General features: G+C 37.9%; 15 protein-coding genes, 1 tRNA gene, 5 pseudogenes and 2 riboswitches. Of the genes and pseudogenes, 16 read left to right on the forward strand and 5 right to left on the reverse strand.

Annotated features, from left to right (window positions below):
* Positions 1 to 43 precede the first annotated feature (43 nt).
* Complete coding sequence (locus M44_RS25335; RefSeq protein ID WP_237705268.1) at positions 44 to 460, reverse strand: methanogen output domain 1-containing protein; 417 nt, start codon at positions 458 to 460, stop codon at positions 44 to 46.
* Between the two features lie 115 nt (positions 461 to 575).
* The gene (locus M44_RS27000) at positions 576 to 743 is read right to left on the reverse strand and encodes a helix-turn-helix domain-containing protein (protein WP_155814948.1); all 168 of its coding nucleotides are present in this window, start codon (positions 741 to 743) and stop codon (positions 576 to 578) included.
* A 217-nt stretch (positions 744 to 960) separates the two neighbouring features.
* Between M44_RS27000 and M44_RS10675 the strand changes: the two genes are divergently transcribed.
* Entirely contained in the window at positions 961 to 1311 is a 351-nt protein-coding gene (locus M44_RS10675; RefSeq protein WP_010173469.1) for a Spx/MgsR family RNA polymerase-binding regulatory protein, read from the forward strand.
* A gap of 108 nt (positions 1312 to 1419) precedes the next feature.
* On the opposite strand, the gene M44_RS10680 is transcribed toward M44_RS10675, so the two are convergent.
* Positions 1420 to 1491, reverse strand: a tRNA-Gln gene (locus M44_RS10680).
* A gap of 133 nt (positions 1492 to 1624) precedes the next feature.
* Between M44_RS10680 and comGA the strand changes: the two genes are divergently transcribed.
* From comGA to M44_RS26235, 10 genes are all read left to right on the forward strand, one after another.
* Complete coding sequence (comGA, locus tag M44_RS10685) at positions 1625 to 2698, forward strand: competence type IV pilus ATPase ComGA (protein ID WP_010173470.1); 1074 nt, start codon at positions 1625 to 1627, stop codon at positions 2696 to 2698.
* Entirely contained in the window at positions 2637 to 3104 is a 468-nt protein-coding gene (locus tag M44_RS10690) for a type II secretion system F family protein (RefSeq protein ID WP_010173471.1), read from the forward strand. Before comGA ends, M44_RS10690 begins: the two co-directional genes overlap by 62 nt.
* 158 nt (positions 3105 to 3262) lie before the next feature.
* A complete protein-coding gene (locus M44_RS10695; RefSeq protein ID WP_272941193.1) occupies positions 3263 to 3706 on the forward strand; it encodes a type II secretion system F family protein in 444 nt (147 codons plus the stop codon).
* Positions 3707 to 3718: 12 nt separating this feature from the next.
* Positions 3719 to 4054 carry a competence type IV pilus major pilin ComGC gene (gene comGC / locus M44_RS10700; protein WP_010173473.1) on the forward strand — a complete coding sequence of 112 codons (336 nt, stop codon included), beginning with the start codon at positions 3719 to 3721 and terminating at the stop codon, positions 4052 to 4054.
* The gene (gene comGD, locus M44_RS10705; protein WP_010173474.1) at positions 4051 to 4482 is read left to right on the forward strand and encodes a competence type IV pilus minor pilin ComGD; all 432 of its coding nucleotides are present in this window, start codon (positions 4051 to 4053) and stop codon (positions 4480 to 4482) included. Before comGC ends, comGD begins: the two co-directional genes overlap by 4 nt.
* A 27-nt stretch (positions 4483 to 4509) precedes the next feature.
* A complete protein-coding gene (locus M44_RS10710; RefSeq protein ID WP_040365401.1) occupies positions 4510 to 4764 on the forward strand; it encodes a hypothetical protein in 255 nt (84 codons plus the stop codon).
* Entirely contained in the window at positions 4742 to 5167 is a 426-nt protein-coding gene (gene comGF / locus M44_RS10715; RefSeq protein WP_010173476.1) for a competence type IV pilus minor pilin ComGF, read from the forward strand. The genes M44_RS10710 and comGF overlap by 23 nt, the downstream gene beginning before the upstream one ends.
* Positions 5168 to 5233: 66 nt before the next feature.
* Positions 5234 to 5524 (forward strand): competence type IV pilus minor pilin ComGG, encoded by a 291-nt coding sequence (gene comGG / locus M44_RS10720; RefSeq protein WP_010173477.1) that lies wholly within the window; start codon positions 5234 to 5236, stop codon positions 5522 to 5524.
* Entirely contained in the window at positions 5521 to 6030 is a 510-nt protein-coding gene (locus tag M44_RS10725; protein ID WP_081447507.1) for a shikimate kinase, read from the forward strand. Before comGG ends, M44_RS10725 begins: the two co-directional genes overlap by 4 nt.
* Before the next feature lie 31 nt (positions 6031 to 6061).
* Positions 6062 to 6238: a YqzE family protein gene (locus M44_RS26235; RefSeq protein ID WP_010173479.1), complete on the forward strand. Its 177-nt coding sequence runs from the start codon at positions 6062 to 6064 to the stop codon at positions 6236 to 6238.
* A gap of 44 nt (positions 6239 to 6282) precedes the next feature.
* Here M44_RS26235 and M44_RS22365 read toward each other — a convergent pair.
* Positions 6283 to 7067 (reverse strand): annotated as a pseudogene (locus M44_RS22365) (YqhG family protein).
* A pseudogene (locus M44_RS22370) lies at positions 7054 to 8727 on the reverse strand (DEAD/DEAH box helicase). Before M44_RS22370 ends, M44_RS22365 begins: the two co-directional pseudogenes overlap by 14 nt.
* Before the next feature lie 376 nt (positions 8728 to 9103).
* Positions 9104 to 9195, forward strand: a riboswitch (glycine riboswitch).
* Positions 9196 to 9198: 3 nt separating this feature from the next.
* Positions 9199 to 9276, forward strand: a riboswitch (glycine riboswitch).
* Between the two features lie 101 nt (positions 9277 to 9377).
* On the opposite strand from M44_RS22370, the pseudogene gcvT reads away from it, so the two are divergent.
* The 5 genes and pseudogenes from gcvT to M44_RS10765 all read left to right on the forward strand — a co-directional run bounded on the left by gcvT (position 9378) and on the right by M44_RS10765 (position 14261).
* A pseudogene (gene gcvT, locus M44_RS22375) lies at positions 9378 to 10473 on the forward strand (glycine cleavage system aminomethyltransferase GcvT).
* Between the two features lie 14 nt (positions 10474 to 10487).
* On the forward strand, positions 10488 to 11834 hold the full coding sequence (gene gcvPA / locus M44_RS10750) for an aminomethyl-transferring glycine dehydrogenase subunit GcvPA (RefSeq protein WP_010173484.1): 1347 nt from the start codon (positions 10488 to 10490) through the stop codon (positions 11832 to 11834).
* Positions 11827 to 13285 (forward strand): annotated as a pseudogene (gene gcvPB, locus M44_RS22380) (aminomethyl-transferring glycine dehydrogenase subunit GcvPB). The gene gcvPA and the pseudogene gcvPB overlap by 8 nt, the downstream one beginning before the upstream one ends.
* Positions 13286 to 13393: 108 nt before the next feature.
* Positions 13394 to 13962, forward strand: a pseudogene (locus tag M44_RS22385) (GNAT family N-acetyltransferase).
* Positions 13959 to 14261, forward strand: coding sequence for a DUF2087 domain-containing protein (locus M44_RS10765; RefSeq protein ID WP_010173494.1), 303 nt, complete (start codon positions 13959 to 13961; stop codon positions 14259 to 14261). The pseudogene M44_RS22385 and the gene M44_RS10765 overlap by 4 nt, the downstream one beginning before the upstream one ends.
* The last annotated feature ends 102 nt before the right edge of the window (positions 14262 to 14363 follow it).

Here is a 14363-nt window from a genome sequence, read left to right on the forward strand (position 1 = left end):
ATTATAAGGAACAAATGAAGAAAAGTAAATGATTCTCTAAAGGTTAGTTCATAATACAAATGTGATATTGACAAGATGGACAATTTTTTGTCATATTTTCCGTTTGCTTAAACTCTGTTACTTGAAAAAGGGTTTTAAATGCTCCTTCAAGAAACGCTGTATGCATAGTACAAACCTGTTCAGGATGTGCGGATGCTTGCTCTTTAAAGGGGCAATTATAGACTTCATAGGATAAAGTATACCCCTCATAGTCTTTACGAACGCGAGTGAAATACCCAATGGAGTGGGATATTTCGTTAAATAGCTCCATCTTTTCATCAAAATTCCACTGAGCTAGCTCCTTTGTAGCATGATTTATTTTGTCTTCAATTAATTTCCTTCCGTGTTTTTGTCCGATTTCCTTTATTAAAAAAGAATGCTCATTTCCTAAAGAACCTACTAAATCAAGAGTCATTTCCATTAACAATGAATAATCTCTTCTAGGAAATGTTAATTCAATGACTTTGTCATTCGTCCTGTATACACGTCCCGGACGACCGCCTTTTCCAGTCTTATAGACATCTGACAGGATGAGCTCAACGTCTTCTAGTTCCTAAATGGAGACGGGCTACATTTGGATGGATGTGAAACATTTCTGCAATGTCTTGCACCGTTACATCTTCTTTTGTTTTCAAGATATGATGATATATCCCATATCGTGTTGGATCTGCGAGTGTGTTGGTTATTTTGAGCGTGTGATCCATGATCTCACCTTCTTCACCGTATTTATCTTTATTATAAAACTTTTCATCAAAAGAAAGTATGGAAGAAATGTGAATCCTTTCATGTTCAAAAAATGTTCACAAATTTATAAGGCTTATCAGTGTACAAAAGTTATACATAAGGTATACAATGAATATAACTTAAACGTCGACATGCATTCACGGGATTCTATTATTAATAAAAAGGGAGAGATTGATCATGGAGGTTATCTTTTATACGTATCCAAGCTGTACTTCTTGCCGAAAAGCGAAAAAGTGGTTAACGAAAGAAGGGGTTGCTTTTAATGAAAGACATTTATTCAGAGAAACTCCTAGCTATGAAGATGTAATAAAGCTACTGTCAATGACAACCGAAGGGATTGACGAGATCTTAGCGACAAGAAGTGAATCTTACAAAAAGCTGAACCTAGATCTAAATGAACTTCCTCTATCACAAGTAGTGAAATTATTAGTAGATGATCCGAAGCTATTAAGAAGACCGATTCTAACGGATGGACAAAAATTAGTAGTTGGGTATAATCCAGAAGCTCTTAGAAGCTTGACGAAATAAAAAAAATATCATGAAATTATCAAGTTAAAGAGAGGGAAACCCTTTCTTTTTTGTTGTACAATGGTTGTACAACAAAAAGGAGGTGTCATTGACACCTCCTTAACAATACTGGGCTAGCTGGATTCGAACCAACGCATGTCGCAGTCAAAGTGCGATGCCTTACCGCTTGGCTATAGCCCACTGATATGAATGTAATCTTATTATGACATAATCAGAAAAAAATATGCAAATTTTTTTGTGTCTTTTAGAGGAGTTTAGAAGTGGATGGCGAATATTTCCATTAGCTCATTTGAAAGGTGGTGAATCAAATAAAATGAGCATACAAACTAAAGCAGTTAGTATTATAGAAGCTGCTATTCGTTGCGGAGTGTCAGATATTCATTTTTTACCAAGAAAAAATGAATACATCATCCAGTTTAGAGCGGCTGGAATGCTCTCTCACTTCACCTCTATTCATGCAAAAGAAGGAGAGCGGATGATTGCTCACTTCAAGTATGATGCCTCCATGGACATTGCAGAGAAACGAAAGCCTCAATCAGGTTCACTTCATCTTACCTTCAACCATCAGTCTTACTCCTTACGTTTCTCAACTCTTCCGTCTTCCTACCAACGTGAAAGTTTAGTGATTCGAATCTTACCTCAACATTCATTTCAGCCCATACAACATCAATTATTATTCCCTACAATGGCAAAGCAGTTAGTATCTCTATTAAAAAATCCCCATGGACTCCTCCTATATAGTGGTCCAACCGGAAGTGGTAAAACTACACTACTGTACACATTAGTTCAATACTGTTCAGATCAACTGCATCGCCATGTGATTACCCTTGAGGATCCCATTGAAAAAATAAATGAGGATTTTCTACAAATACAAGTAAATGAACGAGCGGGAATGACCTACTCAAATGGACTAAAAGCTATATTGAGGCACGATCCGGATGTCATAATGGTTGGAGAGATAAGAGATGAGGAAACAGCTCATATTGCCGTTAGGGCAGCACTTAGTGGACATTTAGTACTTTCTACTATCCATTCAAGAAATGCGGTAGGGGCTGTACACAGACTACTCGAATTCGGAGTGAATAAGGAGGAAGTCATTCAAACGGTTGTAGGCATAACCGCTCAGCGTCTCGTTCGTCTTAGATGCCCTTTATGTGGTGAGGAAGAGAAACTACATTGTCTACACTTGTTTCACAATCGAAGAGCGAGTGTAATGGAAATTCTTATGGGTTCCGCTTTACTCGATGTATTGAATAATGGAAGTCCTGTATTATCAAGAAAAAAATTTATTTCTTTAGATGAAAGCTTAAGAAAGGGAGTGGCTCTTGGATACATTACGGAGAGAGAATATTCCAAATGGGCGATCCAAACAGAAATTTACGATTAGGAAACAAGGTGAGGCGCTAATCCGTCTTGCTCAAATGCTAGAGAATGGTTTTTCTTTAAAGGAAGCTTTGATTTTTTTGCTCTATTACCAAGAAAAAGCTCCAGAAGAATGGGTCCGTACGATTAATCATGCATTATTAAGTGGGAATTCCTTGGCAGATGTCTTTGAAATGATTGGTTACGGGAAACACATCTGCAGTCAAGTATACTTTGCCGAGGTGCATGGAAATATGAGTAAAACCCTAAGTGATGGAGGCTATTACTTACTTACAAAAAAGAAAGAAAAAGAAAAATTAACAAAAAACGTTGCAGTACCCATTTGTGCTCATTATACTAGTGATCGTCATCATCATGGTCATCAATACATTATTATTACCTCAATTTTCATTACTAGGACAGACTCTTAATTATAAGGCATCAGGAATGGCAGAGGTTTTAGTTTTCTTTCTCCATTTTCTACCTACTATTTTGTTTGTTTTTTTGTTTGATGTTTACTCTCATCTTAATCCTTGTCTATTTAATTAGAAAACGTACCTCTCCTTTTACTCAAGCCTCAATTTCAGTCATGATTCCCTTCCTTTCCTTTTACACAAAAAATTATATAACCCACTTTCTTTCGAGGGAATTGGGCTTCTTACTGAAAACAGGGATGTCGATTAATAACGCTTTGCAAGTCTTTGAAAAGCAATCGTCGAAGAGATTATTTGCAGAAATGGCAAAACAATTTCAAAATCAGCTGATTAATGGTCACTCTTTCCCAGAAATCCTTCAAGATTATCCTCTTTTAACAGATGATTTTTATGTAATGGTCAAGCATGGTGAGAATAACGGTGAGTTGTATAAAGAATTAGAGCTGTATAGCACGATTTGTATAGAAAGAATGGAGATGCGCACGGATTTTATTATGAAACTGATACACCCTATAACCTTTGGAGGGGTCGGTCTTCTATTAGTCTTAGTCTATTTAGGGATTATGCTCCCTATGTACCAAATGATTCAAACTATTTAAGGAGGAATAGCTATGCTAGCTTTCGTGTCTAAACGCTTCAAACAAAATGAAAAAGGATTTACCCTAATTGAGATGATGATTGTTCTATTAATCATCAGTATGATTCTTCTTGTGACCGTCCCCAATCTATCTGATCAAAGTGATTCCATCAACTCCAAAGGCTGCGAAGCTTTAGTGAATATGGTATCGGGTCAAGTGGAAGCGTATGAATTAGAAAAGCATGAAGTCCCATCGACGATTGATGAGCTCGTTGCTGCAGAGTATTTAAAAACAAATCAAAATACCTGTCCGAATGGTGATAGAGTTGTTGTTACAAATGGAGTGGTGTCCATTAGTTCAATGGAATGAGTAAGAAAGGATTCACTTATATAGAATTATTACTAGTATTAGTGGTGTTTTCGATATTTCTATCATTAGGAATAATAGTGGTCGATCAGTATCGTAAAACCGTACAATCTCATTCGTTTTTAAAAGAGATAGAATCGGATTTATATTCAAGTCAAGTCACTTCCATCAATAGAGCACAAAAAACCAATATACAATTTTTGGTATCAGTAAATCGATTTGTTGTAAAAAATTTTAACACGGGAGAGATTCTATTGAATAAGCCATTACCTCATTATGTAAAAGTAGATCCATATAGTTCGTTATTAAATTGGTCCTATACCAAAGATGGAACTGTTGATAAGTTCGGAACTTTAAAGTTGTATGTTCACGACCAACCCTATTACATTACTGTACAAATTGGTCATGGAAGACATCTAATCTATGAATGAAAAGGGTTTTTATTAGCTGAGACAGTCGTGTCTGTGGGCATTACTCTTTTTGTATTAAGCCTGATGTTTCTTACTATCTCTGCTTTTGTCCATTTACGAGAGGGAGAAGAATATAACGAAGCGTTATATATATTAAATGAGCAGCTTTTAAATAAACTTATTAAGAATGATGAAATAAAGGAGAGTGTTATTCCTGTCAATACGTTTAATATAGTTGTAGGGAGTGATGCTTCCATTTGTCTAGAACGTGAGGATAAGCATGAGTGCTTCTATCTCAAATAATCATGGTTTTACCTTACTAGAAACTCTTGTATCATTTATTTTGTTTGTTATGATTCTACAAGGATTGTATTTAACACTTAGTTCTCTTCATCAAATCGATACGAGATTAGCGGTTCTCCCTTTTGAGTGGTCATTATTCCATCAAACGTTAACAAATGAAGTACTACAAGCAGAGAGCATGAATATTAGCCCGAATAAAATAGAATTCATTATGGATGGTCAATTGGTGACGTATGAAAAATATGGGCTCAATATTAGAAGGAAATTAAATCATAAAGGTCATGAAATTATGCTTCAACGGCTTGAAAGTTTTACATTCCAAGAAATTGAAAATGGAGTAACGTTAACGGTTCATTCACAAAGTGGAGAATTTTATAGTGGGAACTTTTATTATGTTAAATAAAAAAGAAAAAACTAAGGATATATTCTTCCTTATACGCTACTCTTCACCACATCCTTCTTACTGTTTTTGGTTAGTTTAACATCGATTATTCACACTCATACTCGTACGATCCATGAATTAAATGAACTAAAGGAAAGAGAATCGCTATTTTTATTAACGGCAATCACTGCGAAAGAGAGTGAAGCATTATCTGGTGAATTACACTGGAACAAGGGAACCGTGAGATTTCAAAAACAAGTTCTTTCAAATACTACAACGATCAACCTGACCACCCAAACTTCTCAAGGAGAAAAAGGCATGACTTTCCGATATACTAATACCACAGGAACATTGTTACAGTGGAAAGGAAGCGAATGATGAAACCGATTTTCTTAATTGGATTTATGGGAGTAGGAAAGACAACAATTGGCAGAAAGCTTGGTAAGGAGCTTGCCCTATCTGTTGTTGATACAGATGAAGAAATGGTGAATCAGCAAGGCGTTGAAATACCCATTATCTTCAGTAAGCACGGCGAAACCTATTTCAGAGAGCTGGAAGAAAAAATATTGGTACAGTGCGGGAGTAAGGAGAATGTTATCGTAACAACGGGTGGAGGGATGGTCCTATCTTCTCAGAACCGAAAGTGGATGCATGATAACGGAGTCGTTGTGTGGTTAGATTGTCAGTTTGAGACAATCTGGCAGAGGGTGAGTGGTGATCATAATCGTCCCTTATCTAATGGAGCAAGCTACAGAGAACTGTTTGATAGGTACACTAGTCGTTACGCCCTTTACGAGGAAGCCGCTCATTTTAAAGTCAACACAGAAGACGATGATGTCGTGAATACGATTCATCATATTCTTAAAGGTCTAAAACTGAACTGAATTGTCCAAACTGTCATTTGAGGTGAAGTAGATGTCCTTAAATGATTTGATCAAGTATATCACTCAGTCACTTGTGAAGCATTTTGACCAACCGAAAGAACAACGTTCCACAAAGAGAAAGCAAAAAAAGCAAGAGAAGGAACCAATTCTATTTCGATGGTTTGGCATGATTCCTTATGCGATTATGCTATTCTTTAAGAAAAAGTGAGCAAGAATTCAGTAATACGACTGAATCTTGCTCTATTTTTTTTATTAGCTTAAATATATAATTCCCCCGTTCACAATCTCTAATGATATTCGTGGTTCATACTGTTCTTTTAGTGCCTCTTTTTCGATATGATAGGACTCAGGAAGCTCGTCCACTTCACTATAGAACGCATCGAGCAAACTTAAATCCTCGTCCCATCGTTTCCTTGCTTCCGTTGCCCACTCGTGTTCTTCTTGCCTAAGCTCATCTGAAATGCTATTTAATATTCTAGAGACCCCGCTTTTTGGCTTAATGATTGGTGTCAGGGTGAAGGTGAAATCAGGGATTGTCGCATGAAGTTCCTTTGTGAGTAATCTGTCAAAAAAATCTTCTTTCATCCCACCGTTAATTAAATTTAAGCCATATGAACGAAAGCTATCTTTTTTTTTGTATCACATTCATAGGAGATTTTAATATTCACTAACAACCAAGGAAAAAGTGAAGTTTGTTTGTTTGGCATGACAGGAGTCTTTTCATAGAGTCTGACAAATCCTGCAAGTTTTTTAGTAGATTGAAACAATTGATGTAGACGAGGAGAACCAAAGTGTATAAATTCCCCTTTTAACCCTTCGGGAGCCTTTTCTTTATTTGTGATAAATGTGATAGATGCTGGGTTTGGGATGCCGCCAGTTTTTTCAAGATAATGCCAGTAGAAGGGGCGATTCATTAATTCTTTATCCATATCAATCGTTAGCTGCACCTTCAAGTGTCCAGGTGATCGATCAACAATTTCACATTGATTATTATTAAAATATTCTTCAAGAAACTCATATATTTCAGCTTGTTGCATGCTGTTCACCTTCTTTCATTTCCCGGGCAAAGTCAATCATGCTAGAAAGGTTGTCCATCTTTATTTTCATTTCACCTTCTGATTTAGATTGTGAGAAAATATCCGTTAGATGGTCTTCGATTTTTCCAAATTCTATTTTTGTTAGAATATCATCTAGTTCTCCAACTACGCGTTCGAATAGCTGGATTTTTCATACAGTAGCTTCATTATATGCTCTTCAATTGTGCCTTTCACAGCAAAGTTGTGAATATGCACATCATCCGTTTGACCAAGGCGATGAATTCTTCCTATTCTTTGTTCTAGTCTCATGGGATTCCACGGGAGGTCAAAGTTAATCATATGGGAGCAAAATTGAAGATTAATTCCTTCTCCACCGGCTTCAGTTGCTATGAGAACTTGGGCGTGCTGCTGAAAGAGTTGTTTCATCCAATCTTTTTTCCCGCGCTTAAAACCACCTCGAAAAGGAACAGACGAAATTCCATGTTGCTTAAGGAACCACTGTAAGTAAAGCTGTGTTGCCCGATATTCTGTGAAAATAATAACCTTATCGTTAATACTACGGATAAGTTCAAGAGCTTTCATTGCCTTTGAATTGGTTTGAACCTGATCCACTTTCTGTAGCATCATATGAATGGTTTCTTTCATTCTTTCAGATATGTCTTCTTTTTCTAGCATATTCTTTAAGGTGTAGTACACAGCTTCTCTACTAGAGCAGGCTTCTCTTTGCAGGGTTAATAAGGAGAAAGAACTCGTTACATATTCGTCATATTGGCTTTTAAGGTTTAAAATACTGTCATAAAGCTCTTGTTCTTCCTTTGAAAACTCAATTACATGTGTATTCACTTTTCGTTTCGTCCATTCTATTCCTGTATCTTCACGGCGATTTCGAATCATCACTTTATTAACGAGTTCTTTTAAATACTGATCGTTTTCTGTAGATTTGCCCGTTTGATAGTTCTCTGCAAATATACTTTCATTTCCTAGATGCCCCGGCTTTAATAGGGAAACTAGGTGAAATATTTCTTCTAATTTATTTTGTACTGGCGTCGCTGTCAGTAGTAAACAAAACTTTTTCTTCAAATTTTGAGCGAATTCATAGTTTTTCGTTTTTGTGATTTTTTAATTTATGGGCTTCATCAATAATCACCATATCATAATTTTGTTCGTAAATTTTATCCTTATGCGGCTGCCGTTTTGCTGTATCTAATGAGCTGACCACAACATCACACTGATCCCATACATAACTCTTTTTTTGCGCGACGGCAGGAATGTAGAATTTCGAATTCAATTCCATAGCCCACTGAGAAACAAGGGAGGCAGGTGCCAAAATCAGAACCTTTTTTACGAGTCCTCTAATCATATATTCTTTGAGAATAAGACCTGCTTCAATTGTTTTTCCTAATCCAACCTCGTCAGCAAGTATCGCTTTTCCGTTCATTCGTTCTACCACTTGCTGAGCCACCTCAAGTTGATGAGGAAGGGGTGTGAAATCTGGTAAGTGTTTCGGGGCTTGTAGTCCCTGAAAGCTTGGAATAACATTTTTTCTTTCAATATTCGTGGATAGCTTCATGAGTTCCCAATTCGACCAAGGGCCATCATGCTCTAAGCGGTCCATTAATTCATTTGTCCATGTGTCATCTGTCCGGATGGATACATTCATTAAAGCCTCTCCTTTTTATTGATCTACTAAAACGGGTTTTTTTGTAGTATAACCATAAGAAGATGACAGTATGTAAAAGAATAATAACTTAATGTTACTGTGGTATTTAATTATAATGTTCGCATTTTAGATCGTTTCTTATAAGTAGAAAAGCTAAATAAATTCAACTGTTTCTATCATAAAATTCATAAATCTTCTAGATTTTGTTTACTTAGTAATATGAATAATAGAATTGGTAGCGTATTCAGGAATTAAAATGATTGATACAGAGAAAAGGAAGTGGTAGGATGGTTGTAAGAGTTTTTAATCTTTTTAAAATAGCCAAATCCGAACATTATCCATTAATTCCGTTCTATAAATAATTGAATAGTTGCGGATGACAGCAAGGGGAGAGACTGATATTTCAGCGCCGAAGGAGCAAGCAATCTATTTTGTGAATCTCTCAGGCAAAAAGACTCTTGTTGGACGCGGCTCTGGAGAGAGCTTCAGTAAAGATTGAAGCCACCCAAGAGGAAACCAGTTGGTAAACTTTCAGGTCAAAGGACAGAGAATTCTCATCGTACGTATGAGGATATCTCTGTCCTTTTTTAGTGGGATTAAAGACTGAATGTTGGGAATGTTGCGGCGAAATGAATAAAAGGGGGATGACGATGAGTGAATTAAAACGAACACCATTATTCGAAATGTATGGTGAGCATGGAGGAAAAACCATCGATTTTGGTGGGTGGGAGCTTCCTGTTCAATTTTCTTCTATTAAAGAAGAACACGAGGCGGTTAGAACGAAGGCTGGACTTTTTGATGTGTCCCATATGGGAGAGGTAATGGTAACAGGACCTGATAGTCTTACCTACTTAAACCGTATTATGACAAATGATGTGTCTAAGTTATCACCAGGAAAAGCTCAGTATACGGCAATGTGCTATGACAATGGTGGGACAGTTGATGATTTGCTAGTGTATCAGCTTGGTGACCAAAAATATTTACTCGTCGTGAATGCAAGCAATATTGAAAAAGATGTAGAGTGGCTAGTGTCCCATGTAGAAGAGGATGTTAGGATAGAGAATGTTTCAGATCAGACAGCACAGTTAGCTGTTCAAGGACCTCTTGCAGAAGCCATCCTTCAAACAATCACAGATAAAGATCTTAGTGAGATTCGTTTTTTAAAGTTTGAAGAGAATGTGGTGATTGACGGAGTCACATCCTTAGTTTCTCGTACAGGATATACAGGAGAAGATGGATTTGAAATTTATTGTCATCAAAAAGACGCCGCTACGTTGTGGCGATCTATTATAGAAGCAGGAAAAGATAAGGGTCTTGTTCCTTGTGGTTTAGGAGCGAGAGATACCCTACGTTTTGAAGCCTGCTTACCACTATATGGTCAAGAGCTTTCAAAAGACATTTCCCCTCTAGAAGCAGGCATAGGTTTTGCTGTGAAAACACAAAAAAGAAAATTTTATTGGTCAAAAACCATTAGAAAAGCAAAAAGAGGATGGACTAGATCGTAAGATTGTAGGGATTGAAGTGACAGGCAGGGGAATTCCTCGCCATGGGTATGCTGTATATGTTGGTGAAAAGAAAATAGGCGAAGTGACAACAGGTACTCAATCGCCTACATTGGGAAAAGCGATTGGGTTAGCGCTACTCGATACACACTATACAGCAGAGGGTACAGAAGTGAATGTAGAAATTAGAAATAGAATGGTTGAAGCGAAAGTCGTATCCACACCGTTCTATAAAAGGAAATAGGGAGGTCCATAGGGATGAAGCATCGTTACTTACCAACAACTGAGCAAGATAGAAAAGAAATGCTAGAAGCAATTGGTGTAGAGTCAGTTGATGAATTATTCGCTGACATACCTGAAAAGGTTCGATTTCAAGGAGAATATAACATTAAAAAAGCTAAAACAGAAACGGCTCTAGTAAAAGAGTTAACTATTCTAGCCAATAAGAATGCTGATTTCAAAACCTACACCAACTTTTTAGGTGCAGGTGTTTATGATCATTACATTCCTTCGATAGTGGACCATGTGATTTCTCGTTCTGAATTTTATACAGCGTATACTCCTTATCAGCCTGAAATTTCTCAAGGAGAGCTGCAAGCTATCTTCGAATTTCAGTCGATGATTTGTGAGTTAACTGGAATGGATGTCGCGAACTCCTCTATGTATGACGGAGGTACGGCTTTAGCAGAAGCAGCCACGTTAGCTGCAGGTCATACGCGTAAAAAGAAAGTGTTAATTTCTGAAGCAGTCCACCCTGAATCCAAAGCGGTTGTCGAATCGTATTGTAAGGGGCAAAACATTGAAGTTGTGACGATTCCTTCTCATGAGGGCATTACGGATCTTTCTGCATTAGATACTATGATGGACGGGGAAACAGCAGCTGTCATTGTGCAATATCCTAACTTTTATGGACGAGTGGAAGACCTTGTGAAGGTAGAAGAAATCACTCATCGTGAAAAAAGTCTGTTTGTCGTTTCATCCAACCCCATGTCCTTAGGGGTATTAACGCCTCCAGGTCAGCTAGGTGCTGATATTGTCGTTGGGGATGCTCAAGTGTTTGGAATTCCAGCTTCTTACGGTGGGCCTCACTGTGGTTACTTTGCTGTCACCAAAGCGTTAACACGTAAAGTACCTGGTCGACTTGTTGGGGAAACTGTTGATGAAGAAGGTAGAAGAGGGTATGTATTAACGCTTCAAGCTCGCGAACAGCATATAAGAAGAGACAAAGCAACCTCTAACATTTGTTCAAACCAAGCATTAAATGCGTTAGCAGCGTCCGTTGCGATGACAGCCCTTGGAAAACACGGTGTAAAAGAAATGGCTGTTCAAAACCTTCAAAAAGCTCATTATGCCAAACAAGCATGTAAAAAGGCTGGGATTGAAGTGGTATATGAAGGGGCGTCATTCAATGAGTTTGTGATTAAGCTTCCACTTGAAGTGAAAGAAGTGAATCGCAAGCTATTAGAAAAAGGCATCATCGGTGGGTATGATCTAGCAAGAGACGATCATGAGCTATCAGGTCATATGCTTGTAGCGGTTACAGAAATTCGTACAAAAGAAGAGATTGATACATTCGTAGAGGAAGTAGGTGCGATCATTGCATAACGAGAATCAAGCCCTTATTTTTGAGTTATCTAAAGAAGGCCGTGTTGGTCATAGTTTACCCGTATTAGACATCCCTGAAGTAGATCTTTCTGAGCTTTTACCAGAAACCTTTATTAGGAAAGATTCTCCGGAGCTTCCAGAAGTTTCAGAGCTGGATATTATGAGACATTACACGGCGCTATCTACACGTAATCATGGTGTAGATTCTGGATTCTATCCTTTAGGCTCCTGTACGATGAAATACAATCCTAAAGTCAATGAAGTCGTGGCAAGAATTCCAGGATTCGCACATATTCATCCACTTCAACCAGAAGAAAGTGTTCAAGGGGCCTTGGAATTAATGTATGACCTACAAGAGCATTTAACAGAAATTACGGGCATGGACACGGTGACACTACAGCCTGCTGCTGGTGCTCACGGTGAATGGACAGGTCTAATGATGATACGTGCTTTCCATGAAGCAAATGGTGATTTCCACCGAACGAAAGTGATTGTACCAGATTCTGCTCATGGAACGAATCCAGCATCAGCTACAGTCGCGGGCTTTGAAACAGTTACCGTAAAGTCTGATGAAAATGGTCTAGTTGATTTAGACGATTTAAAACGTGTAGTGGGAGAGGACACAGCTGCTCTTATGCTGACGAACCCGAACACACTAGGTTTGTTTGAAGAAAATATACTAGAAATGGCCAGCATTATACACGAGGCAGGCGGAAAATTATACTATGATGGTGCCAATCTAAACGCCGTTCTTTCAAAAGCTCGACCTGGAGATATGGGCTTTGATGTTGTTCACTTGAATCTTCATAAAACATTTACAGGTCCTCACGGCGGGGGTGGACCAGGGTCAGGTCCTGTTGGGGTGAAAGCAGATATAATTCCTTACCTTCCTAAGCCAGTCTTAGAGAAAGGCGAACACGGCTATTTCTTTAATTATGATCGACCAGAATCCATTGGAAGAGTTAAGCCGTACTATGGAAACTTTGGTATTAACGTTCGTGCGTACACGTATATACGTACCATGGGCCCTGATGGGTTAAAGGCTGTAACAGAGAACGCGGTTTTAAATGCGAACTATATGATGAGACGATTAGCCCCTCATTTTGATTTACCATACGATCGTCATTGTAAGCATGAATTTGTGATTAGCGGAAGAAGACTGAAGAAATTGGGTGTACGGACATTAGACATTGCCAAACGGTTATTGGACTTTGGCTATCATCCTCCGACTATCTACTTCCCGCTAAATGTAGAAGAGTGTATGATGATTGAGCCTACTGAAACGGAATCAAAAGAAACCCTTGATGCATTTTATTGATGCACTTATTCAAATTTCAAGAGAAGCAGAAGAGACGCCTGAAATTGTCCAGGAAGCTCCACATACAACCGTTGTAAAACGAATGGATGAAACGTTAGCGGCTAGAAAGCCTGTATTACGTTACCAAAAATAAATGTTCAGGAAGCTGGCTCATCGGTTGTTGCATGTACCGTATGGGTCAGCTTTCGCTGTAAGATAAGAAGCTTTTTAATCAGCTATGAAGAAGGGAACTAGGAAACGAATGATTACGATTCAAGGTAAGAAAGTCTCCTTAACGGAGGCGACAATAGAAGATATAGCTATCTTATATTACTGGAAATTTGAAGAAGAAAAACAAGAGGCAAAAAATGGAATGGTCCATATATCCCTGAGCCATTTATGACCAAAAGTGAATTCAACGATAGTTTTTTTGAGAGTGCCAGGGTACTAAATGGTGTTCCTTCTACTCTCGTCATAAAAGCAAATGGAAAAGTAATCGGTACAGTAGGATGCTATTGGGTTGATCAACATACTGACTGGCTTGAAACAGGAATTGTGATATACGACCCTTCTTATTGGAATGGCGGATACGGTACAGAGGCTTACGCTTTATGGATTGATTATCTGTTTGAGCACACGAATTTACATAGGCTAGGAATGAGCACATGGTCTGGGAATGACCGAATGATGAGAGTTGCATACAAATTAGGAATGGTTGAAGAGGCCAGGATTAGAAAAGCTCGAGTAGTAGAGGGTGAATACTACGATTCTATTAAGATGGGAATCTTACGAGAAGAATGGATAGAAAAAAGGAAAGAGGGACAGGAATGAAAAATGAACCAGAGGTTAAACAAATCATCATCAATAATTTTTTTACAAAAGACGGTAAGTTAAAATACATTCCTTCTCAGTTAAAAAAGAAATTAATTATTTTAGAACATATAGTAGAAGGGCTGGATTCAACGAGAACATACAATGAAATAGAATTAAACGAAGTGATTCTTACCTATCATGAAGATTTCTGTACAATACGAAGGGAATTTATTGTGCAAGGGTTTATGGACCGATCATCATCAGAATATACGATCCGAGATAAAAAGGATTGGAAAAGATGGGATGAGCTAGGTTGATTGCTTTTTATTTGCAAATAAAATAGAACCTGTTGTAGGAATACTTATGAATGGGTAAGGTGATCCTGTAGTATTGGCTAGCTCAAACGCTAATTATATGGA

The organism is Bacillus coahuilensis m4-4 (genome assembly GCF_000171615.1).
GTDB lineage: Bacteria > Bacillota > Bacilli > Bacillales > Bacillaceae_K > Bacillus_T > Bacillus_T coahuilensis.